The sequence below is a fragment of the Mucilaginibacter sp. P4_E8 genome (genome assembly GCF_056401495.1).
This window is the reverse complement of the sequence record NZ_JBFUJG010000078.1, coordinates 1-24522: the sequence shown is the minus strand read 5'-3', so window position 1 is coordinate 24522 and position 24522 is coordinate 1. Positions and strand designations below refer to the sequence as shown.

Annotated in this window: 19 protein-coding genes; 7 read left to right on the top strand and 12 right to left on the bottom strand. The window is 42.6% G+C overall.

Annotated elements, in window-relative coordinates; genetic code table 11:
- The 7 genes from AC1DRQ_RS21440 to AC1DRQ_RS21410 all read left to right on the top strand — a co-directional run.
- On the top strand, nt 1-421 hold a 421-nt coding region (locus AC1DRQ_RS21440; protein WP_477426757.1), incomplete at its 5' end, for a YceI family protein.
- Between the two features lie 10 nt (nt 422-431).
- A complete protein-coding gene (locus AC1DRQ_RS21435; protein ID WP_256540892.1) occupies nt 432-647 on the top strand; it encodes a tautomerase family protein in 216 nt (71 codons plus the stop codon).
- 27 nt (nt 648-674) lie between these two features.
- Nucleotides 675-1421, top strand: coding sequence for an SDR family NAD(P)-dependent oxidoreductase (locus AC1DRQ_RS21430; protein WP_477426756.1), 747 nt, complete (start codon nt 675-677; stop codon nt 1419-1421).
- A gap of 87 nt (nt 1422-1508) precedes the next feature.
- On the top strand, nt 1509-1886 hold the full coding sequence (locus tag AC1DRQ_RS21425) for a nuclear transport factor 2 family protein (protein WP_477426755.1): 378 nt from the start codon (nt 1509-1511) through the stop codon (nt 1884-1886).
- A 4-nt stretch (nt 1887-1890) separates the two neighbouring features.
- Complete coding sequence (locus AC1DRQ_RS21420) at nt 1891-2964, top strand: NAD(P)H-dependent flavin oxidoreductase (RefSeq protein ID WP_477426754.1); 1074 nt, start codon at nt 1891-1893, stop codon at nt 2962-2964.
- 242 nt (nt 2965-3206) lie between these two features.
- Nucleotides 3207-4088, top strand: a complete 882-nt coding sequence (locus AC1DRQ_RS21415) for a patatin-like phospholipase family protein (protein ID WP_477426753.1) — start codon at nt 3207-3209, stop codon at nt 4086-4088.
- 149 nt (nt 4089-4237) lie between these two features.
- On the top strand, nt 4238-5074 hold the full coding sequence (locus AC1DRQ_RS21410) for a class I SAM-dependent methyltransferase (RefSeq protein WP_477426752.1): 837 nt from the start codon (nt 4238-4240) through the stop codon (nt 5072-5074).
- A gap of 25 nt (nt 5075-5099) precedes the next feature.
- Here AC1DRQ_RS21410 and AC1DRQ_RS21405 read toward each other — a convergent pair whose 3' ends face one another.
- The 12 genes from AC1DRQ_RS21405 to AC1DRQ_RS21350 form a co-directional block, all read right to left on the bottom strand.
- Nucleotides 5100-6707, bottom strand: a complete 1608-nt coding sequence (locus AC1DRQ_RS21405; RefSeq protein WP_477426751.1) for a M81 family metallopeptidase — start codon at nt 6705-6707, stop codon at nt 5100-5102.
- A 183-nt stretch (nt 6708-6890) separates the two neighbouring features.
- A complete protein-coding gene (locus AC1DRQ_RS21400) occupies nt 6891-8498 on the bottom strand; it encodes an arylsulfatase (RefSeq protein ID WP_477426750.1) in 1608 nt (535 codons plus the stop codon).
- 34 nt (nt 8499-8532) lie between these two features.
- Complete coding sequence (locus AC1DRQ_RS21395; protein WP_477426749.1) at nt 8533-9465, bottom strand: glycoside hydrolase family 43 protein; 933 nt, start codon at nt 9463-9465, stop codon at nt 8533-8535.
- A gap of 19 nt (nt 9466-9484) precedes the next feature.
- Nucleotides 9485-11953, bottom strand: coding sequence for a glycoside hydrolase family 31 protein (locus tag AC1DRQ_RS21390; protein WP_477426748.1), 2469 nt, complete (start codon nt 11951-11953; stop codon nt 9485-9487).
- A complete protein-coding gene (locus tag AC1DRQ_RS21385; RefSeq protein ID WP_477426747.1) occupies nt 11953-13098 on the bottom strand; it encodes a glycoside hydrolase family 88/105 protein in 1146 nt (381 codons plus the stop codon). Before AC1DRQ_RS21385 ends, AC1DRQ_RS21390 begins: the two co-directional genes overlap by 1 nt.
- Before the next feature lie 57 nt (nt 13099-13155).
- Nucleotides 13156-15297 (bottom strand): hypothetical protein, encoded by a 2142-nt coding sequence (locus AC1DRQ_RS21380; RefSeq protein WP_477426746.1) that lies wholly within the window; start codon nt 15295-15297, stop codon nt 13156-13158.
- 9 nt (nt 15298-15306) lie between these two features.
- On the bottom strand, nt 15307-16383 hold the full coding sequence (locus AC1DRQ_RS21375; RefSeq protein ID WP_477426745.1) for a glycoside hydrolase family protein: 1077 nt from the start codon (nt 16381-16383) through the stop codon (nt 15307-15309).
- Nucleotides 16384-16415: 32 nt separating this feature from the next.
- The gene (locus AC1DRQ_RS21370) at nt 16416-17222 is read right to left on the bottom strand and encodes a rhamnogalacturonan acetylesterase (protein ID WP_477426744.1); all 807 of its coding nucleotides are present in this window, start codon (nt 17220-17222) and stop codon (nt 16416-16418) included.
- A gap of 13 nt (nt 17223-17235) precedes the next feature.
- Entirely contained in the window at nt 17236-18003 is a 768-nt protein-coding gene (locus AC1DRQ_RS21365; RefSeq protein WP_477426743.1) for a rhamnogalacturonan acetylesterase, read from the bottom strand.
- Between the two features lie 41 nt (nt 18004-18044).
- Nucleotides 18045-19454 carry a glycoside hydrolase family 28 protein gene (locus tag AC1DRQ_RS21360; RefSeq protein WP_477426742.1) on the bottom strand — a complete coding sequence of 470 codons (1410 nt, stop codon included), beginning with the start codon at nt 19452-19454 and terminating at the stop codon, nt 18045-18047.
- Nucleotides 19455-19529: 75 nt separating this feature from the next.
- Entirely contained in the window at nt 19530-21050 is a 1521-nt protein-coding gene (locus AC1DRQ_RS21355) for a RagB/SusD family nutrient uptake outer membrane protein (RefSeq protein ID WP_477426741.1), read from the bottom strand.
- 19 nt (nt 21051-21069) lie between these two features.
- Nucleotides 21070-24282, bottom strand: a complete 3213-nt coding sequence (locus AC1DRQ_RS21350) for a SusC/RagA family TonB-linked outer membrane protein (protein ID WP_477426740.1) — start codon at nt 24280-24282, stop codon at nt 21070-21072.
- Nucleotides 24283-24522 lie beyond the last annotated feature (240 nt).

Below are 24522 nucleotides of genomic sequence, written 5' to 3'. Positions count from 1 at the left end.
GAATAACGGTCAGCTTAGCGGCGGGAATTTTGTTATTGACACAACCTCCATAAAAATACTGGATATTACTGATCCGGATACCAACGCCCAATTTGCAGGTCACCTGTTTTCTGCAGATTTTTTCGCGACAGATCAATTTCCGGCAGCCTCATTTGACATTACCCGTATAGACCAGGTAAAGGACGGCGATCATTTGATTACCGGCAACCTGACCATCAAAGGTATTACACACCCGTTAAGCTTTCCGGCCGATGTACAGGTATCTCCTGATCAAATAACCGCATCGGGCAAGATCATTGTTGACCGCACCAAATATGATATGAAGTTCCGTTCAGGTAACTTTTTTACCAACCTGGGCGATACACTCATCTACAATGAATTTGAACTCGACGTTCAATTAACCGCATCAGCTACCCTTTAAATTTAAAGCCATGCCATACGTAAAAATAGAGGTAACCCGCGAAGGTGTTACCCGCGAACAAAAACAAACCCTGATTGCAGGAGTAACCAAACTCATCACTGAAGTATTGGATAAAGACCCAAAACTCACCCACGTGGTAATACAGGAAATTGAACTGGATGACTGGGGCTATGCAGGCGAACAGGTATCCGTGCTCCGCGAAAAGGGGATAACAGCTAAAAGATAATTTAAATAACAATTTATAAACAAGATCATGAAAACACAAACCATTATAGTAACCGGCGCATCAACAGGCATTGGCAAGGCCATCGCTGGTTTATTTTTACAACACGGCCATAACGTGGTCATTAACTCGTCTAACGAAGAAAATTTAAAGGCAACCTTTAACGAACTGGGTCATCACGACCAGTTGGCTATGGTTACCGGCGACATTAGCCGCCCAGCCACAGGCCAGCAATTGGTTAATACAGCTGTAACACGCTTTGGCACTGTAGATGTACTGGTAAACAATGCCGGTATATTTGAACCCAAACCTTTTTTAGATGTTGATGAAGCCCATCTCGACAGTTTTTTAAATATCAACCTAAAAGGCACTTATTTCACCAGCCAGGCAGCTATTAAACAGATGCTGAAACAAGGCGAAGGTTCGATCATTAACATAGGAACGGTACTGGTTGACCATGCCATTGGTGGTTTTCCAGCTACCGCGCCTATTTCAAGCAAGGGCGGCATTCACGCTTTAACCAGGCAGCTGGCTACCGAGTTTGGTAAAAACAATATTCGTGTAAACGCCATAGCACCGGGCATTATCAGGAGCCCGCTGCAGGCTAAAACCGGGGTTAGCAATGCGGATAGCCTTGCCGGTCTGCATTTACTTAACCGCATTGGCGAAACACAGGATGTTGCCGAGTTGGCCCTTTACCTGGCAAGCAGTAATTTTGTGACCGGCGAGATCATCAATTTAGATGGCGGTCATGTTTCTGGTCACCACATCGCATAATAGCCGGATAAACCAAGGTAAATAACAAACAGGTATGCAAAGGGCACCATGCCCGGTGCATACCTTATTACCATAAAAAGAAAAAAGATGAACAATTATTCAGATAATGCAACAGCTGTAGCAGCCGTATTATTAACTTACTTTGAAGGTATTTTTAATGGGGATGCAGAACTGCTTCGCAGTACATTCCACCCGCAGGCACTGGTAATTGGCGATATTAACGGCCAGCCGTATTTTAAAAGCCTTGACCAATATATTGACGGGGTTAAGAACAGAAAAAGCCCGCGTGAGCTGAACGAAACATTCCGCATGGAAATATTATCCATAGAAATTATCAATTCCATTGCCATTGTTAAAGCACGTGTACCTATGTTTGACTTTAATTACTACGATCTCCTTTCCCTGAATAAAATCGATGAAAAATGGGTCATTGTTAATAAATTACTAACCAATGTAAAGGTTTAAAGCCATGTGGAACCAAACTAAAATAACCGCGCTTTTTGGCATACAATATCCCATCCTTTTAGGGCCTATGGGCGGTGGTTTCTCAACCCCACAACTTTTGGCTGCTGTATCAAACGCCGGCGGGTTGGGAAGTTTAGGAGCTTATACGCTTACACCAGAGCAGATACTGGAAGCAGATAAAGCCATTAAGGAACAAACAAATAAGCCCTATAACATTAACCTTTGGGTTTCGGACGTTGACGAACGCTTAACTAATTATTCGGCCGAAAGCCTGGAAAAAGTAAAAGCCCTGTTTAAACCTTACTTTGATGAGCTGAGCATCCCACTGCCTGAACTGGATACAAATATCCCTTCAAAATTCGTAAAACAGGTTGAAGTCCTGTTTGAGATCAGGCCCGCGGTGTTCAGTTTTATATTTGGTATTCCGTCAAAGGAGATACTTGACGAGGCCCGCAGACTTGGGATTAAAACTATTGGCGCAGCTACTACGCTTGATGAGGCCTTAGCTTTGGAAGAAGCAAAGGTTGATGCCATTGTTGCAGCCGGGTTTGAGGCCGGCGGCCACCGTCCCTCGTTCCTCAGGCCGGCACATGATTCCTTAACCGGAACCTTCTCCCTCATACAGCAGCTGAAGGCCAAAATAAAAACACCTGTTATTGCTGCAGGTGGCATTGCTGATGGTAAGGGAATTGCAGCCGCGTTAACTTTGGGTGCCGACGCGGTTCAGTTAGGAACAGCGTTTTTAATTACCGACGAATCAAACGCAACACCTGTTCACAAAGCCGCCCTTTTATCTGATGAATCCAAATATACCGTGCTTTCTAAATCACTAACCGGCCGTATGGGCAGGATGATCCGCAACCGCATTTCTGAAGAAATTAAGTATGAAACCGAGGTGCTGCCCTTCCCTTTGCAAACCCGGCTAATGGGGCCACTAAGAGCCGCGGCTATTGCCCAGGGCAAAACAGATATGATCAATTTTTGGTCGGGACAAAGCGCAGTTAGTTTGAAACATACCAAAGCTACCGAGCTAATGCAAGCCCTGATAACTGAAACTCAGCTCATTTTAAAGCATTGATTGTACTAAGATTCTCCCTATCGCAAACTAAATAATCTATTCAATGCCCCCTGTCGAGGGTAAATGCACCATGAAAACAAAATCGTTCAATAAACAGTTGTTAACCAGGTTGATCATGCTGAATGTCTGAAATATCATTTATTGCATTTTTATCGTAACTTTTACTCCATTGTAAGCTCATGTGCCTTTACAGTATAAATTTAATGCAATCATGAGCAACAAATAAAACCGCTATTTATTAGATGAAACAAAAAGTATCGTTAGTATTGTCCGGCGGAGGCGCCAGGGGCATTGCACATATTGGTGTGATCGAAGAATTGGAAAGACAGGGATTTGATATAACGGCTGTTGCAGGAACATCAATGGGCGCTGTTGTTGGAGGAGTATATGCTTTAGGGCAAATGCCAGCGTATAAAGACTGGCTCTTTACACTGGATAAGCTAAAGGCTTTTAGCCTTATTGATTTTACCTTTAGATCACAGGGCTTAGTTAAGGGCGACAAACTATTCAATACCATGAAAGCGTTCATCTCGGATGCGAATATTGAAGATTTAAGAATACCTTACGCAGCTATAGCTGCCGATATCATTAATAAAAAAGAAGTAGTTTTTACCAGTGGAAGTATTTACGATGCCATAAGGGCATCAATTGCTATTCCAACTGTTTTTACGCCGGTGAAGTCGGGAGATGGCTTACTTGTTGATGGTGGCATTATTAACAACCTTCCTATTGAGCATGTTAAAAGATCTCCGGGTGATATACTCGTAGTAGTTAACGCGAATGCTTTAATACCCGTTGATAAACCGCTGGTTCCTGAAAATAAAAAAGCGATCAAACAATCTATTTATCAACAAAAGATCAGGGATTTTTACAGACAATTATCCAAGATCCGGCCCTCCCGCCAGAAAGAAAAATTTGGATATTTTGACGTCATCAATAAGACCATTAGTTTAATAACCTACCACACAACACAACTGGCCCTGGAAAAATATTCGCCTGATATCCTGATCAATATATCACGCGACTGTTGCAGCGCCTATGATTTTTACAAAGCAGAGGAAATGGTTGAACAAGGTAAATATTCGGCCAATAAATGTATTGAAGCGTTTAATAACAAGATTTAACTCAACAATCGGTCGCTGTAACAATATTTATACAGGAAATATAGCCAACGTTCACAAGTCATCCTGGTTAATTTATTAGCTTCAACACCTGGTAGTAAAGGATAATTTTAATGAATTATCAGTGTATGCTTATCCTTAATATTGATTGTATGAAGAATAGATTTTTTCGGTGGTTAGACAATTCGTTTCGCAAAATTGACAGAGAACATATCAGAAGGACAAACAATATTCAACATATTCCAGATTTTGACAACCGAAGAGGAGGAAAAACTTCCTATGCCGAATGGGCACATGTTATCGGGATTTTCCAAACTTTGATTTATCAAACTTTAGAAAAAAAAACAGGGAATAACATTTTGGATATTGGCTGCGGAACCGGATTGCTTGGGATGTCTTCTCAGCCATTTATTGCCGAAGGCGGAGGATATACTGGTATCGATGTTATGATTAAAGATATTGAATTTTGCAAAGAGCACTATCAGGCAGGGTATTCTTTTATTCATCTAAATGTATCAAACCCTACTTACGCCAAAACACAATCTTCTCTATTGCAGCCATGGCCAGTTGCAGATGAATCACAGGATCTGGTAACTGCACTCTCTGTCTGGACTCATTTAAATGAAACTGACGCAGTCTTTTACTTTAAAGAAATCAGTCGGGTTTTAAAAAATGACGGAAAAGCCATCATTACTTTTTTCTTGCTGAACGATGAGTATGAAGAGTCTCTTAAAAGGAGAAGCGACGCTTTGGGAAGATTCCATTCAACAAATCAGAAAGAGTGGATATTTGATGTTCCAGCCTATAATTCTAAAAATTGGTATACAACTATTCACGCGAAAAATCCGGAAGATGTGATTGGAGTAACGTCACAGGGGATTGAACAGTTGTTAAAAGCCGCTGGCCTCAAGATAATCCGGTACTATCCGGGAAATTGGAAAGAAATACCGGGAGTTTTCTTCCAGGACGTTTTGATTATCGGAAAATAAAATTTCGCATAGGCTGTAATAAGTGTTATAATTGGTCAGATGAAGGAACTATCTTGGCCGAAAGATCCGGATCCGCCATCTTTTTATCCAAAGGAAACATAGGGCGCAGGATTCTATGATATGGTAAACGCTCTATATTTTGATCTACACCTCCGGGTGTTAATGCCAGCAGCCAGTCTGCCCGCATGGCATAAAGTTCGGGTTCCAGGTAACCAATTTTTACTACCACAATGTCGGCCTTTCTGGGGTTAAGGCCCAATCTGGTAAAATCAATTTCCTTGTGATATGGCTTCCGTTTCTGTGTAACTATAATGTGTACACTTCCTACCCTAACAACCACTTCAACTTCAGCGTCCTTATCCCCATGTACTACTGCTTCTACAGTTCCGGAGATCTTTACCGGAGGGGCATAACGTGCATCTACCGTTGCACCGGCATAGCCTTCTACCCGCCCTCCAACACCTGCAGCTATGGCCTTTTTTACCAGTTCTGGCCCGGGGATAGAAGCATAGATCAGTGAGGGGCCATTATCAGCTTTTAGTTCGGGGCGGGCAAGTAGCTGCGTCAATGTCCAGGTTGCGTCACCAGCTCCACCAGCCGTAGGATTATCCCCGGAATCACTGATATAGAAAGGATGCTTTTGGCTTGCCAACGCTTTGTTCAGGCATTCACTTAAGGTGCCGGTAGGCGCTACAAATTCAAAAGCCGACCTTGCATCCCAAAACCTGTGTGCTAATTGCTCAGCAGTACGCGTTACCGTTTCTTTATCATCGCCTGTAACCATAACAACAGCATGATTACGTGGTTCGTCGGCCCAGGCATACCCTATCCATATGGCTGCATCTATAATTCCTTTTTGCGCGGCAGCAGGTGCAACCGCTTTATAAATACTTTTACCTGGCTCTATTCTGGTACTTGTTTTTTCGCCTGGCAATAATACAGGTATTGGTATCCAGGCTTTGTAAGCAGGTTTTCCTTTTCCGCTTTCAATACGTTCAATCAAATTCGCCACGGCCCGTTGTTTTGTTTGCATCGCATCTTCATGAGGCGCCATCCTGTAACAAGTTATCAGATCAGTGTTTTCTGCCAAACGCCACGAAACGTTGCCGTGCAAATCCATTGAAGTGGAAATAATTGTTTTTTTACCAACTACCTTTCTGATCCTTACAATAAAATCCCCCTCGGGATCATCAAGCCCTACAACACTCATAGCACCATGAATATCGAAAAACAGACCATCGTAAGGCCCATGTTTTTTAAGTGAATCGAGTGTTTTGTTGACAAGCGATTCGTAGGCTTGCCGTGTAACCGCTCCCCCAGGCAGCGATTTGCCAACAATAGTTGGAATCCATACAGCTTTATTACGAAGAGGCGAATCAATGGAGAAGAATGGGTATAATGAAAAAACGTCTCCACTATATTTTGCATGAAAGGCGGCTTCGTCTGTAAGTGCCGGCGAAAATGTACTTGATTCTATTCCAAGGCCAGCTATAGCAATACGTGGAAGAGGCTTAACAGGAGCTTTAATCTGATTCTTCTTAGGTACGATAACATCCTTTAAGTAAGCCGGCTTTGCCTGAACTAAACAGACAAACAAACTACATGATATAACTATTAAAAATAAATGTTTCATGAGCAAAACTTTATATTTTGGAGAAATTATATAAACTTTAAATGTAATTTTTTGGAACCGTGCACCCAGGTAGCTTTACCGCAAAACGCTATGGGCTTAATGTTATGGAACAAATAAGATCTTTAAACCTAACCTGAAACCAAATATATATAAATGGCCTCACATTAAGCTCTCACTTAAAAGTTATTCGCCTTTTGATTTTCCTAACTTATCAAACTCAACCACGCCCGCCCGCGCGGCCCAGGCATTATACATTGCGGTAAGTTCAGTAACTTTTTGCGGATATTTGGCGCTCAGATCATTTAATTCAGATCGATCAGTGCTGATGTTATAAAGCTCCCATTTATTGTCAGGTCGTTGAGAAACCAATTTCCAATCGCCCTGCCTTACTGCACGATTACCTTCATGTTCAAAAAACAGCCCGCTATGCCCTTCCCATTTTTGCCCCTTAAATACCGGGACCAGGCTGATCCCTTCTGTTGGTGTTATGGTATTGCCGTGGTAAACTTTAGGGTATGACACCTTTGCCAGATCTAAACAAGTGGCCATCAGATCAATAATATGTGCAGGCTTGTTAACTATGGAGCCGGGTTGAATAACACCCGGATAATATGCTATAAAAGGGGTGGCTGTTCCGCCCTCGTACTCCCAGTGTTTAAATAAACGGAACGGAGTATCGCTTACATTAGCGCCCAATGCTTCATAGGCCGTAAACGAAGTCGGATCACTTGCCGGTTTATTGTTGGCAGCCAATACTTCGGGTGTAAAACCGGGGCCTTTAATACTTTCGTTACTTGCTCCGTTGTCTGATAAAAACATGATCACTGTATTTTTATCCTCGCCTAACTCCTTTAATTTTTCCCTGATTCGGCCTATGTTCTGATCCATACGGTCAACCATGGCGGCATATACTGCCATTTTAGTATCAAAGCGCTCTTTTTCTTCCTGCGTCAGGCTATCCCATTCAGGTACACTTTTGTCTCTTGGCGAAAGCTGTTCATCCTTATTGATAATGCCCATTTGTTTTTGACGTGCAAGGCGCTCCTCCCTAAGCTTATCCCATCCTTTCATGTACTTGCCCTTGTATTTGGCAATATCCTCGGGCAGCGCCTGAATTGGCCAATGTGGACTTGTAAAAGCCATGTATAAGAAAAAGGGCTTGTTGGTTTGTTTATTACCATCAATAAACTTAATGGCGTAATCGGCATAAGCATTTGTTGAATACCAATTTGATCCCGGCGTAAATTCCTTATCATCCAGCGCTATGGTTAGTTTTTGATTTGGGCGATAAGGCATAGTGGGGTTAAAATAGCTGCTTGCTCCATCAATTAAACCAAAATAATGATCAAATCCGCGTTTAACAGGCCAATGAGCCGGGTCGGTGCCTACATGCCATTTACCTGCCATTAGTGTATTATATCCTCCATCCTTAAGCGCTTCGGCAATGGTTACACAGTTTTGATTGAGATAACCCTGGTAAGCCGGCACATCACGATGATTTACCATATCGCCCACGCCGGCCTGGTGCTGATAAAGCCCTGTAAGCAGCGACGCACGGGTTGGGCAACAGCGCGATGCATTGTAAAACTGGGTCATGCGCAGTCCGCCTTTAGCTAAGGCATCAAGGTTGGGGGTTTGTGTTTCTGCACCAAAACAACCAATATCAGAATAGCCCATATCATCGGCCAGAATAATAATGATGTTTGGCCGCTTTTGGGTCGACTTATTTTGAGCGAATAAGAAATTACTTATTGCAGTTAACAGAATGACAACGCTGAGTACTTTTTTCATAGGGTAGCTATAAAGGTGAATAAACAGATCAGGCTTATTTGCCGGTTAATTTAGAAAACTCCTGTTTGGTGATTTTAAAAACAGTGCCATGCCTGATACCTTTTGGCATTTTTATCTGTTCAGATATATCAGTCCATTGCTTTAAATCGGTTGATGTGATGGCACCATATTGATGATCCCGGTATTTATCAAAATAAATTATCCATTGATTACCAATGCGCAGTGTTGTTGGCCCTTCTGCCCAATAATTACCTGTGATAGGTCCCCCGGGTTTTGAATAGGGTCCTGTCAGTTTATCGGCATAGGCTATTTTAATATTTTTTTGTACCGGATGCAGGGTTTCATCTTTAAAAACCATCATAAAGCGTTTACCATAGGGTACTATAGTGGCATCGATACTATTAAAACCCGGATCAAACAGCAAACGTGTGGGACTATAAGTTTTAAAATCCTTAGTGGTGATATAATAGATCCGGTGATTGTATTTACTCTCGGCAGCGCTATCAACCAGTGGGAAGCGCCCAGCAATAGTAGTAGCCCAGTAGATCATGTATGTTTTTGATGACGCGTCATAAGTAATTTCCGGCGCCCAGCAGTTACGGGCTCCTGCCTCCTTGGCCATAACGGGTAGTTGCTGCTGCGCTGACCAATGCAGCAGATCGGGCGAACTGGCATAACCAATGCCTTTATCTGTCCAGCTATCCGTCCAAACCATATGAAATAAACCATCTGCCCCGCGGATGATACATGGATCGCGCATTAGCTTGTCATTTGAAACCATAGGTGTTAAAAAAGAGCTATCGCCTTTTAAGGCATTCCACTGCATACCGTCATTACTGTAAGCCAGATGTAAACCATCCTGCCCGTTATCTTTAAAATAACAGAACATATACACCTCATTAGTTTGAGCCTGAACACCGGCTTTATAAACCAGCGATAGCAATAACAGTAACACTAATTTTTTCATACAGAATATAGAACTTAAACTATTTTATATTGAGGGCAATGTCCTCACGATTGCTATGGGTTGTTTTTATCCAAAGTAAATGAGCTGTTTTATCATAATACCAGCCGACAGTTTTGTTTAATGCGTCTGTACTGTTTACCGTTTTTACAACCTCATTATTTTCTGTAATTAAGGTTGGCTCCTTATCGCTATTCCAATGTATTTTAGCCAAATATATGTGCGGCGAAGGAATATAGCTGCCTGCAGGCTTTTTAATTTGTAACTCCAAACCACTGGCCACATTTACAGTAATTTGGGTGGTCGCTTTTTCACCTTGCTGATATTTCAGGCTAATGCCATCATCCTCATACAGCTTAAATTCAGATGCCTGCTGCGGAAATATATCCAGTGTGATCACATCCACCGGTTTTTCATCCATATATTTCATAGCTGGTTGCATCGGGATAATACTGCCACCTTTTACAAAAAGCGGCAGCTGGTCTGCAGGTGTTAATACATGGATATACTGTTTTCCGTTATATTTTTTACCTGTCCAATAGTCAAACCAAACACCGGCAGGTAAATATATGGTACGTGTTTGCGCACCTTTTACAGTTACCGGGCAAACCATCATGTTATCACCAAATAAGTATTGATCGGCTATATCATACGTATTCGGGTCATCCTGATACTCCAGCACAAGGGCACGCATCAACGGCATCCCCGTTTGGTACTGAACATAAGCATTGCTGTAAATATAAGGGATCAGCCGGTAACGCAGATCATCATATTTTTTAAAATTGGCCAAAGCTTCGGCTCCATAATTCCAGGGTTCTTTATATCCCGGATGATCCATTCCGAACACCATAGCAACCGGACTAAACATACCGAATTGTACCCAGCGCATATATAACTCCGGATCAGCGGCATGTTCAAAACCACCCATGCAATGTGCCCAATACCCTACGCCCGACATGCCTATATTTAAGCCCGCTTTTATAACCGGTGCAAAATATTGCCATTCGCTGGGCCAGTCGCCAGCAAAAATATATGGATAGCGTTGTATGCCCGAATAGCCTTCGCGGGTTTGGTTAAGGCCACGGATACCATTATATTCCTGGAACTTTAAATAGGGAGCTTTAGCATAAGCGATAGGGAAAACATTATGTAATTGCTCAATCACTTTACCCGTAGGGCCCACCTTTTCGCTTTCATTAGCTAATGAACCAAAGGCGCTGCCTTCATCTGTTTTCAGGAATTTGGCCCCGATGGATGCCACTTTCATTACGCTATTATCCCACCACCAGTTGGTAGCCTGCTGATCAAAAAAATTGACAAACTCGCCCGGTTTTCCATTTTCGGGATACGTAAAACCTTTGGCTTGCGCCTGATCAAGCAGATTCAGATTTTTGGCGTTATCAAACCGTGGCCGAATATGCAATCCTACCATTTTAAAGTTCATAGCGTATAGGCTGTCGAACATGGCTTTGGGGTTTTTAAATGTTTCGCGCCATTCAAAAGTTGTAGCTCCCTTGCCCCCGTTTTTACCAAACAAACGCCAGGTAGAATCCAGGAACAGAATATCAACAGGGATACCCATTTCGCGCATCTTGCGTGCCAATTCAATCACATATTTATCTGAGGTAAGTTCTTCGTGGCCCCAGGTGCCACCGCTATAAGTACCCATGTGCAAACCAAATGCAAAACGTGGTAATAAGGGCGATTTACCTGTAACAGATAGATAACTGTTTAATATTGACGGAAATGTTGGGCCATAAATAAAGTAATAATCCAGCTCACCATCATTTGCTTTAAAGCTGTATTCATCATTGTTTTTGCTGCCCATATCCCATGCTGTAGCAGATGAGTTATGCAGATAAATGCCATATCCTCTGGTGCTCATAAAAAATGGTACCGGGCTATAGTTGGCTTCATTAATATTATACGCACCCAGCAAATTGTTTTTGCTTTTGCCCCTGCCCACATTCAGTTTTACCAGTTTATTACGCTGGTCGGTAAAATCCATGCGCTCGCCAAAACCAAAAAAATGTTCATTTGGCATCAGATCTTTGGTACACAGCACCGTATCACCTATATGGTGCATGCCACCATTTTGTTTGCTATTCGGCACATATTCAGATGACAACATCACGCCTTTAGCATCAGACACATTGATGATAAAAGGAGATTTAATAACCGTAATAATTAATGCCGATGTTTGAATAACATAGGCAGATTTAGCATCAGTTACCTTATAATCTACTGCAGGCCAGTTATAGTTTTCCTGCATTAAATGCTCATCAGGCGCAAACTTACGGCTCCAGCTTGCCCTTACACGGAACATAGCAGGCGAACAAAATTCAATTTGTACATCGCCATTAACATTTTTAAAATATAGCGTATTGCCTTGTTTTTTATATCCCGACTTGTTACCGCCAATACCCGTTTGGGCAAATGCGTTTACCGCAAGCAATAAAACAAGCGTAAGAAACAGCGTAACCTTCCTCATTATTTACTCAATTTATAAACTTCGCTACCCGCCAACAGGAAACAACCCAAACCATAATCTTCAAAATCGGGCACATTATCATAACCAACAGGCTGCCCGTCTTTGGGCTCTTTGCCGGTTCCCTGTACAAACCCCAGCATACCGTCTTTGTGCAAGCACTCAGCCGACATGGCATTCCAGGCTTTGGTAATTATTGGTAAATAAGTTTTCTTTTTCAGGATGCCATGGTTAATGCCCCAGGCCATACCATAAGTGAACAGCGCTGTACCCGACAACTCTTTCCCACCAAAATGGGTGGAGTCTTTTAAGCTTACGTTCCAATAACCATCCGTGCGTTGCAGCGGTACCAGGGCTTCAATCATTTCTTTATAAACATTTAAGTATTCATCACGATGTGGAGCATTTTTAGGCATCACTTCCAAAACACGCAGCATGGCGGCCACTACCCAACCATTACCGCGCGCCCAGTAACAATCTGCACCATTAGGCTCTTTGTAAGGAGGCACAAAGTCCTTATCGCGCCACCAAAGATGATCATTGGTGTTATACAGGCCCTTTCCGCCATGAACAGTTTTAGTATAGTTATAAATGGCGAACATCTTTTCGTAATACTTATCGTCATTGTAGATCTCACCAAGTTTGGCATATACCGGCATGGCCATTTGCAGCGCATCAATCCAGTTCCAATCGTCTTGTTTTTCGCTGTTTACCATAAGGTCTATAGATTGCTTTATCTTTTCAATACGTTCCGGCTTTTTATCTATCAAATACAGATCTATATAAGTTTGGCCACAGCATTGATTATCCGCATTCCGGGTGCTAACCTCTCCACGCGGGCTCCATTGGTGTTTTTCGCCCCAATCAACCGCATAGTCATAATATTTTTTCTGCGGATCTATTTTATACATCGCCATCAGGCCCTCGTAATAAACCGCCCGTGTCCACAAGTTACTGGTACGCGTAGTACCTTTTACAGTAACGGCAGAACCGGCATCCGGCCATTTTTGCATAAAATAGCTGTTGGCTAAAGTAATATCGGCCAGCACTTTACTTTTTGATGGAAGCTGCGCATGTACACCGTTTACTATGCCTAATACTGCTCCTGTGCACAGTATTGTTTTTATCCTTGCAAATAGTTTGTTCATATTGTAGGTTTATATAATATCCACATTTATTTAATAATCAATATATTACATTAAAAACTAAGGCATCTTTTTAAGGCCTTCCCACCTTACTTTCCATTTGCCATTCTTTGGGAAACCCGGATTGGCAGTGGTTGAACCATCCCACCCGGCACACATCATGGCAACAGCAGCCAGTAGTCCGCCATTACCCGGCAGGTACAGGCGTAAGCGCCCATCCTGGTAATTATGGCCGTTGGGCAGGTAAGTATTGGTTTTTATAGGCATAAACAAAGCATCGATGGCTTTTTCGGGCATATTTAAACGGGCAGCGGTCATGGCTGTCATCGGGAAATCCCAACCCCAGGTATCTTTCCAATCCCATATATCCCATACCAGGTCAAAGGTTTTTTTCATGACCACAGTATCCAGTTTATTATTGTAAGGCAGCATACCATAGGCAGCCAAAACCGCCGGATGATCTGTTTTTAATTTCGGATTGGTATAGGCATCCGGCGAACTTTCCGCAGCCAGGTAAACACCATCTTTTTGGGGCAGGCTTGATAATTTCTTCAGGATAAGCGCATACTTTTCATTAGGTTGCATACCCAGGCGTTTGCGCCATTGTTGGGCAGTATTAAGCGCCCAGCGCCAGTATTGCAGCTCATAGGTAGGATTATAAGTTTCTTCGGGGTTATACCGTTCCTGAGCCAGGATAATGCCTTTACCTAAAATATAACGGTCATGCTCCTTATCGTAAGTTGGGAATGAGGCCATAAAATCGGCATCTGCCAGTACCAGATCCTTATATTTATTTAAGGTTTGTTTATTGGGGTGAGCACGGTAATCTAACTCAGCAAAATAAATAAAATGCGGCTGTTGCCATATCAGGAAAGCCCCTACCGATGATGGGCTTTCATTACCGTCAGGATCGGTCATTTTTTGCCAGCGTACGCCGTCATATCCTTGCCTTTTAGCTATAGCGTGCGCGTTAGCCTTAACATGATGGTACCAATCCATGCTGTTCTCTAACAATTGCTCCCTGCCCCAAAGTGCAAAGTGAATGCCATGCCACCAGTGCATTTCAAGGTGAGGTTTACCGTACCAGCTGTTGTAAGTCAAGCCTGTTTCCTGCGGCGGTTGATGACCAGAACATTGTATTTTGGTTAAATATTGAGATAACACCACCCGCCGTTCCAGTTCATTGGCGCGCGGATCTGTGCTGCCGCTAAAATCAACCGCGCCTCCGCTTTGCCAGAAAGCTTTCCATTGCCCTATACTGTTTGCCTGCGTTTGGGTAAAGTTGGGTAAAGCCGTTGCATTTTTGTGTGGGGTAAATAAACAGGTAAATGTTAACAGATCCGTTTTGCCCTGCGGGGATAAAACAAATTGATGAGTACCCATATTTTTAACTGATGCCATACCCTGCCAGGCCAGACGCACAAAGTATTGGTTAGTATCTAAACGATGGATAATAGTTGCCTGCTGCTGACCGGATGAAACGATAGCTGAAGAATGCTTTTGTGGTTTTTTCCAGTTATCACCATAATCAGTAAACTGGTTGGTAGGAAATGGAAAACGCAACCTTACTTTAAGCCTGCCTTCAGCTAATAATTTGGATTGTACTTTTACACCTACCAAATCCTGTTGTTGATGCGCATAGGTTTGTACATGCACTATCTCGTCCTCAAACGTAAAGGAACTGTTGATAGCCCCTGTATAAAGATCAAGTTCCTGACGGATATTTTGAATATCATTTATGTTTGCCTCGGTTCCATCTTTACGCAATAATATAAAACCGAGGTTGCCCAATTGCAGGCGGTGCACATTTTCACGGAACCAGTTAGCCGCATTTTTATTACGTCCGGCTTGGTTCCATTGTACTGAGTAGGTAACCTTGCGGCCGTTAAGTGTGTAGGTTTTTAATGTTTCATCAAATTTATAACCCACAGTATCCTTAAAACTGTGCCAGCCCCATTCAGATTGTGTACCCAACGGAATGCCATTATCATAATGCTCCGGGAAAGTTTGCAAGCCCGTAGCATCAACCGTAAAAGCAAAACGGCCATTGCCAACCGATAGTGATGATAAAGTATCTGTACCTGTATTGACCACATTATGTCTTTGCACCAATACCTTGCGGTCTATTTTGGTTTGCGCCTTTACAATAACCGGCCATGCACAGATAAAAATTATAAAATATACAGGCAGTAATTTCTTCATGTTCGGTTGTTATGATTCTATTTTAAATATAAAGGGTGAAGCCGTCATATACTTGCCCCCCTGTGAGGTTGTGAACAGGTAAGTTGGCTTCCCGTTTTGAAACAAGAGTTGCGGCCTTTCAAAGCGTCCATATTTGTTCAGGTATTTGGGTGGAGGCGGTTGGTTGATATGGTAATATTCCGCATTAAAATAGGCTATTTCAGGCTCGTTCCATTTTTTACCGGTTCTTGACTCCATATACAAACCATATTGGTGGTTAAACACACCCATATCCCGGGCCAGCATCTTAAAACGGCCTTTATCAAGCCAAACAAAAGCGTCCTCCAGCTGGGCATTGTTCCCACGGCCCGAAAAATCTATCACGGGGTTACCTTCATATTTTATATAAGGCCCCTCCAGTTTATTGGATATGGCCAGACCATATTTGCGGTTTCCCTTTACCAGGGGATCGGTTGAGGTTTCATATTCTTTGGTGTTCCACGATTTATAGAACAGCCAGTATTGCCCATTAGGATGTTTTATGAATGCCGGGTTAGTGGTACAATGGTCGTCCCATGCCCCTTCCTTTCCCGGCAATAATAAAGGTTCGTCAGGGCGTGTCCAGGGGCCATCAAGAGAATCGGCAGTTGCCAATCCAATGCGCTTGGTATTGGTTTTACCATTAGAGTTCCCCATAAAAAACAGGCAGTATTTGCCATCTACTTTTTTTATTGAGGGGTTATGACAGGTAGTAGCATCCCAATATCCCGGTCCTCGCGGAGCAAGAATGGTTCCCATAAATTTAAATTCACTTTCAGGCGTATCTGCTACAGCATGGCATATTTCGGACCCGTTGATCCATCCGCCCATTTTTTTTGACGCTATCCATCTGGAAAAAAACACATGGATCTTGCCGTCCGGTCCTTCAATCGGGCTGTTGCACCAAACGTAATAGCCATCCATTTCCAGTGCACGGCCTACAGGTTTCAGTTTTTTGGCGAAGGTGGAAACATGGTCGTTCTTTTCTGCGCCAAATGCGAAGCCCGGCAATAATGCCATTGCCGAAACCATACCTAACTGCTCAATAAAATCTCTTCTTTTCATCATCTAAAACTTACGCATTTATTGAACCCCTGCCTTTACTTTAAATATTTATTCAGTTCCAGTTGAGTGAATGATCTGATACCTTGAATTACAAACTTTGCATTTAACTGCGCTCCGGGTTCAAGCGTGTGGGTAGCATCGGTACCAAAGTACGTTGATTTCACTTTCGCTTCGCCCTCGGCATCATAATCATCAGCTATCAACTTGTTCAGGTCGACGAAATATGTACCGGTTTGCTCACCTATTTCCTTAGCCCATTGTCCGTAACTGTTTTCATTGTTACGACCGGCTGATTTACCCTCTTTCCATGTATTGCGCGGAATAGGCGAACAGATAATTGGTGTTGCGCCTTTTGCCTTCACATCGGCAATATATTTGCGCATATACCAGCCGTAGGTATGTACCACCTCCTGTATTTTTCTGATGGGATTGTATATTTCCTGCTGTTCATTGCCAATACCCTTAATGGTTCCGCGCGCACGGGCGGTATCAGCCAATGGGCTGCTATCATTATGGCCAAATTGCATGATCACAAAGTCGCCAGGTTTAACCTTGGTCAGCACCTTGTCCCACAGGCCCATAGTTTGGAAAGTGCGACTGCTGGTGCCGCCTAATGCATCATTTTCAACGGCTATTCTTGTTGTATCAAAATAGGCAGCAATATAATTGCCCCAACCCCACAAGCCGCCGTCGCCTTTGCCTTTACCATTCTTTACGGTTGAATCGCCAATCAGATAAAAAGTTGGTTTATCAGCAGGTTTTATTAATATGAAAGATGATAACATGATCACCGTTATCAGCAAAAAGCTTAGCCCTGCATTTTTACGCATAAAGTTTTTCATAATAGCTTACCTATTAGTTTTTAAGATATTTATTTAAAGGATTTTTGGGATTAGCCCTGATACCCTCCGCGACAGATTCGGCATTTATGGTTGCTCCTGTTTTATTGGTATGCGTATGATCGGCGGGGAAGAATTTCTTTACCGAGTCGGCACCCCATTTATCATACTTATCTGCAGTGATCCGGTTCATATCAATAAAAATCGCTCCTTCCTGCTGCGCTACTTCCTGTGCCCATTTACCATAATCATTATCTGCACGGATCACCTTACCATCACGAAATTCATTACGAGGGATCATCGATAATACAACCGGCGTAGCACCCTTAGCTTTGGTTTCCCTGATAAATTTGCGAAAATACCAGCCATAGGTATGTACCGTTTCCTTTACTCCATTAGGCCAGGTCAGCTCTACAGTTTCTTCGCCAGTACCTTTCAATACACCACGGTATCCTTTTTTTGTGGTATCGGGTTGGCTGCCTTCATTATGGCCGAATACCATCATCACATAATCGCCGGGTTTTAGTAATGAATCAACTTTGTTCCAGCGGCCTTCTTTGATAAAAGTACGCGTACTGCGGCCTGCCATCGCATGATTTTGGATACTGATCTTTGAAAGGTCAAAATAGTTTGGAATGATACTGCCCCAACCCCATGTTTCCTTATCGCTGTTATGTGTTGTTGAATCCCCGATCAAATAAATAGTCGGTTTTTGCTGATAAACAAAGGCCAGGCCCGCAAAGGCAGTTATAAGTAAGACCAGCGTAATTTTCAATAGCTTCATGGTTATCTGAAATTTGGTTTATTTTTAGGCCTTAATATTTATTATTGACCGCCCCCGGCATTATTTAAATCAAGTTTAGTATTGTCTTTAGTGGTGATCTGTGAGTTTTTCCACTCCCACCCCTGCGCAAACTGTATATCACCTGCGGTAGCGGCTTCAATATTCACCTGGTCAAAATGAAAATTCTGCATGGCCGACCCTTTCAGCCCTATGGCATTAATAGCCTTTTTGGCGCCGGTCACTTTAACATTAGAAATATAGATATCTTTAAAATGCGGGATGCCCTTTTCGGTGGGTTCCACCTGGTGCAGTATTTTTTTCCAATGGTCAGGCAGGCTATCTAAATTATAACCATCAGGTAGTTTGGAGTAACTATAGCTAGGGTTCCAGTTCATGGTGATCTGAAAGGCAGTCCCAACACCATTCATGGTGATATTGGTAAAGTGAATATCCTCTACCGTGCCGCCCCTGGTTATGGCCGATTTAATATTGAGCCCATTACTGGTGCCATTACCAATCAGATCAGTAGCCAGCACATGCCTGATACCGCCCGATGTTTCGCTGCCACAGGTAATCAACCCTGCACCGGCCCTTGATATGCATTTGCGTATCACCACATATTCGGTAGGCCTGTTCACCCTCAAACCATCCCAATCCCGGCCTGCTTTAAGGCAAAAATCATCATCATTACAATCAATATCGCAGTTCTGTACCAAAATCCAGCTGGATGAATCTATATCTATGCCATCAGTTGAGGGCCCGTGGCCGTCAACATTGTTACGAATGGTGATGCCATCAACTGTAATCTGTTTTGAATACAACAATTGCACTGTCCAGAAACCGGCTTGTTGCAGGGTAATATCCTTAATGGTAATATCGGTGGAGTTGGAAACCAGCAGTGTACGAGGGCGTTTAGCATCATAATCTACAATCCAACGCAAGCCTTTTGGATCATACTCCGAACGCATTTTGCGGTAAATATCCCAAAAAGGTTTACCCTGCGCGTTCACCAAACCTTTACCACTAATGGCCACATTAGTTTGCCCGATGATATTGATCAAAGCCGCGGGCCATTTCATTTCAATACCGGCCACACGGGTGTCAATTTCAGGGTAATCTTTCAGATCCTGGCTGCCCATGAGTTCTACACCCTGATCAATATTCAGGCAAACGTTTTTCTTAATAAATATCGACCCTGTTAAATATTTACCAGGTTTAAACGAAACTATACCACCACCTTTTGCCGAACATTGGTCTATGGTTTTTTGTATAGCAGCCGTGTTTATGGTTTTGCCATCGTTAACCGCTCCGTTATCGTTTACATACAAGGTGGTTGTTTTTTGGGGATAATGTTTAGCGCCAACCTTTTTTGTCCAATCCAGGTTAGTTTGGCCACTAACGGAATTTATAGTAATAAATAAAAGTAAAACAGAGCAGTATGTTAATTTCATAGGTAGATTGTTCTTTAATGGCTTATCCCACTGAAATAACAGCGGAATAAGCCATTCTTTTTATAATATTCAGGATCAATATCCAGGGTTTTGCGAGTATAGCCCGGGAGTGGCATCCAATTGTGTTTGCGGTACCGGGTAAATGATGTAATTGGCTATAACCGGTTTGATAGCCTTTTGTGCATCTTCCTTGGCGATCCAGGCGTTCATGATAGTCAGCAAATTGCCGCTCCTTTGCAGGTCGAACCAGCGAGAACCTTCATTAGCAAACTCCCTGCGGCGCTCGTCAAATAACTGGGCAAGCGTAACCCCTGTTACAGATGGCAATCCCGCCCTTGTCCTCACCTGGTTAACAATAGCATCAACATCAGCTTGCGAACCTGTAGCACCATGCAATATACACTCTGCTTTAAGCATTAAAATATCAGTGAACCTGATGGCAATAAAGTTAATTCCCCAGTCAAAACGGCTGGCAACAGGAATTTTAGTAATATCAAGCCACTTTTTGAAAAAAGGACGAATTTCTGTGGTACCGGCATTCGTGTAACCTGCTGTATAAATGTTCTGTACCTTACGTACATCGGCAGCATCGTAGCTGGTCGCCAGATCGTTTGATACCGGAATTATTTCCAGGCTTCCGTTTGATTTGTTGTCCCCAATAGATAAGAAATAAGTATTCGGGGTAAGTACCCATGGAAATGAAGCACCGTAAAGATCACTTGTACCACTTATGCCGCTGGTATACATTACATCAAAAACAGCCTCTTTATTAACGGCGGGGCTTTGATTGGTATAAGAGAATATGTTGCTATAGGTAGGGTTAAAAGTAAATTGATTGCTACTAATAATATCCTGCAGCAAAGGCAAGGCAAGKTTCCATTCATTTACCCCCAATCCAGGGCCTTTTATACCATAATCGGGACCGGACCTAGCCATATAAACCTGTGCCAATAAAGCCTCTGCAGCATACTTCGTAGCCCGGCCGAGATCTCCTGTAGAGTAAGTGGTTGGCAAATTACCAACGGCAAATTGCAGGTCTGCGATGATCTGTTTATAAACATCAGCTACCGAACTGCGGCCTGTGGCGTTTGCTTCAGGCACGGTTAAAGGATGATCAATAACAGGTAACTGACCAAAATACCTAACCAGATCAAAATAGTAAAACGCCCGCAGAAATTTTGCTTCGGCTTGCAGTCTTGTAGCTAAAGTAGCTGAACCAACGTTGCTGCCATTTTTTGTGATCTGATCAAGCAGCGTATTGGCTCTGAAAATGCCATTAAAATCGGTACTCCAGGCTTCGGTCACATAGGCGTTTGCTGCCAACGACGGTGAAAAGTCATTTACCGGATCCCAATCCCGAACGGTAACCGAAACCCCATAAATATTGTCAGACCGTATCTCAGACATGTTGGCCAATCTTACCGGGTAATTATGCAGGTCTGCATAAACCGCGTTAGAAGCCTGCAGAAAATCACTTGGTGTTTTATAAAAAGTAGCTGTTGCCGGAACAGAAATAGGCACCTGATTTAAATCCTTTTTACAGGAAGCCATCAAAAAAACAGCTGATATAGTTGATAGAAAAAATATCTTTTTCATGTTGATTATGTTGAAATAATTAAAATGTAACATTTAACCCAAAGATTAATGATTTAGCCAGTGGTAAACCACCATAATCGCCGGCTTCAGGGTAGTTACTGTCCGAACTAATTGCTGTGTTTTGAGCCTCCGGGTTGAAACCTCCATAATATTTATCATGACCAAAGAAGTTTTCGGCAGTAACATAAAGTCGTGCAGCTCCTAAAACCTTTGTTTTAAATACGTTTTTCAGATCATAACCTAAAGTAATATTCCTAACCCTCACATAATCTGAAGAATACAACCAGTCGGTATTGGCCACAAAACCAAATGTTGAGTAGGCTTTACTAACGCGTCCGTCACCCTGATTATCTGGTGATCTCCAGCGCTTGTCATAGAATGCCGGGGCATTATCAGTAAAACCCTGACCAGTACGGGTGATAGCCCTGCCTAATAAAGAGTAAATTGATCCTCCGTTTTGGCCTTGCACTAAAACACTCAAATCAAAACCTTTCCAGCGTACCGTATTGGTGATACCCCAGGTATAAGTAGGATTTGGATGACCAACAATTTGCTTATCAGCTTCGGTTATTACACCATCTCCATTCAAATCCTGATACTTAGGATCACCAACGCTTTCGGTATTGTACATTGCCGCGTGGTTGTCTATATCGGCCTGGGTAAGGAAACCTATTTGCTTCACAACATATATACTATTTAATGGCTGACCTACGCGTAAAATGGCATCAGAAACATCAAATGAGTTAGGGATGATGATTTGTTTTTGGTTACCATAAAGGCTTACGATTTTATTGGCGTAATGACTGATGTTGATAGATGTGCTCCATTGAACCTTGCCAATTAAATTACGGCTGGTTAACTCTAACTCTTGACCAATGTTGCGTACGGAGCCCGCGTTACGCAATTGAGAACTGAAACCGGTTGATTGAAGAATAGGAACATTTAACAATAAGTTTGTATTTAACTTATTAAAATAATCAAATGATCCTGTTAAGCGATTGCTAAAAAAACCAAAGTCGAGACCGAGATCATAAGTTTGAGATTTTTCCCATTGGATATCCGGATTCACCAGACTGTTTGGGGCCTGGCCAATAGCCAAAGCCTGAGGATTTCCAAGCACGTACCCGTATGAACCTAACTGCTCAATACTTCCGTAGTCTGGAATAGCATTGTTTCCGTTTACACCATAGCTGAAGCGTAATTTTAAATCACTGATAACAGGTAGTTTTTTCATGAAATCTTCCTGTACAATTCGCCAGCCTAAAGATGCAGACGGGAATACACCATATTTGGTATTCACCCCAAAGCGTGACGAACCGTCTTCACGTAAACTTGCAGATAGCAGGTATTTATCTTTATATCCGTACTGAACACGGCTAAAGTAAGACACCAAAACACTTTTGGTACTGGTTGTATTACCTGTTACGTTAGCAGCCGCGTTTAATGTTTGTACCGAACTGTTTACATAACCGCCTAATGACGATAGTGTTGACTGATCTAAACGATCGGTATTGTATGATTGTCCTACTAATATATTCAGGCTGTGTACCGAATGAAATGTTGTACTGTAGTTAAGCGTATTCTCGTTAACAAATGTTTGCCTTTTAAAAGTGCTGTATGACCCGGAGGTATTTGCAGTAAGATTGGTATTTTTAGCCGCGTCAAATGTCCTGTTGGTCAGCGTACCTGCAATAGTATAGGGCGTATAGCTATTTGATGCATTATCTACGTTATCAAGGTTTAGTGAACTTCTTAATGTCAATCCTTTTATAATTTCATATTCGGCAAATATGCTACCCAGTGTACGGTACTTTTTAGTTTGCCCAACTTTGTTCTCTAATTTAGCTATAGGGCTGTTGGCCGAGTTACCCCAGGTGTATTGTCCGTTTTTAAAAGCATTAGGGTATAAGCCTACCGTATCTTCCTGTATAGGGCTGTAGCTGATTGCCTGGTGAAAAATGTTATCCTTACCCTCTACTCCCGGATCCTGAGAAATGGAGTATGTAGGTGCTATGTTTAACCCCAGTTTTAAATTCTTGGCAATACGTGCCTCTACATTAGCTCTGGCAGAATAGGCTTTATATCCCAATCCTTTTACAAATCCATCCTGATTAGCATAATTACCTGAAATAAAATAATTTACAAATTCATTGCCGCCACTCGCGCTCAGTGCCTGATTTTGCATAGCACCTTTTTGCTCAATAGCTTTTTCCCAGTCAACGTATTGCAAACCCGGATGACCAGGCATGGCCCATCTTGGATCAAGCATATAAGCKGAGCTGAAAGCACCACCGTTAAGTGCCTGTCGTTTTGTGTTGTCGTCACTGGCTGTTGCCCCCTGTGCACCATATTTAAGTACATAAGCCGCATTGATCATTTCAGTTGCGCGGTCTATCCATTGGTCGCCGTTAAGCATAGGTAAATATTTGCTCGCGGCATTGTAACCGTAATAAGCACTGTATGAAATTTTAGCCTTGCCCGATTTTCCCTTTTTTGTAGTGATCAAAACAACCCCGTTTGATGCCCTTGACCCGTAAATAGCAGCCGCAGCGGCATCTTTTAAAACCTGGATATCCTCAATATCATTCGGGTTAATATTATCCAGCGGGTTGCCTGACCCAAAGCTGCCACCACTACCTATCGGCGATACTGATAAGGGAAAGCCATCTATTACATATAAAGGCTCGTTCCCGGCACTTATTGAACCATTACCACGTACACTTACGCTGAATGCCTTGCCGGGTACACCAGTTGTTTGTTTAACACTAACACCCGCCATTTGCCCTACCAATGCCTGGTCAACACGGGTTATAGCGCGCTCATTCAAATTGTCTGCTTTAAAAGTAGCCTGGGCGCCGGTAACATTTGCTCTTTTTTGAGCCCCGTAGCCAATAACCACTACCTCATTTAATTGCGATTCGGCTTCTGCTAAACTTACATTAATCACAGTACCAGTGCCGACAGTAACTTCTTTAACCTCAAATCCAATTGATTTAAATACTAATACTTGTCCTGCAGTAGCTTTAATACTGTACTTGCCATCTGTATCGGCCGTAGTACCTGATTTTGTGCCTTTTATTTGAACGGAAGCCGCAGCAACTGGGAGATGCTTACTATCAGTAATGGTACCTGTAATACTGAGTTGCTGTGCAAAAGCGCTATGAATGTCTGTGGCGTTAAATAAAAGCAACAGCAATAGCATTTTACAAGAATGAATAAAAATTCTTTTCATAAAATTAATTTTAGGGGTTTAACTGTGTGGTGCAGTCAGATTATAATTGTGTATACGAACATAAAAGTTAATTTCAAGAACACCGTCCTGTAGCGTCCTGCTTCACGGCCGTTCAGATACAAAAAAAAGCGGTCAAAATGACCGCTTTTCCTGCATAAAAGCTCAATAAATGCTATTTTATAAGTAAATATTTAACAGGCCTAAGTGTAACCGGCCCAAGCAAACCTGATGGTTTGGGAT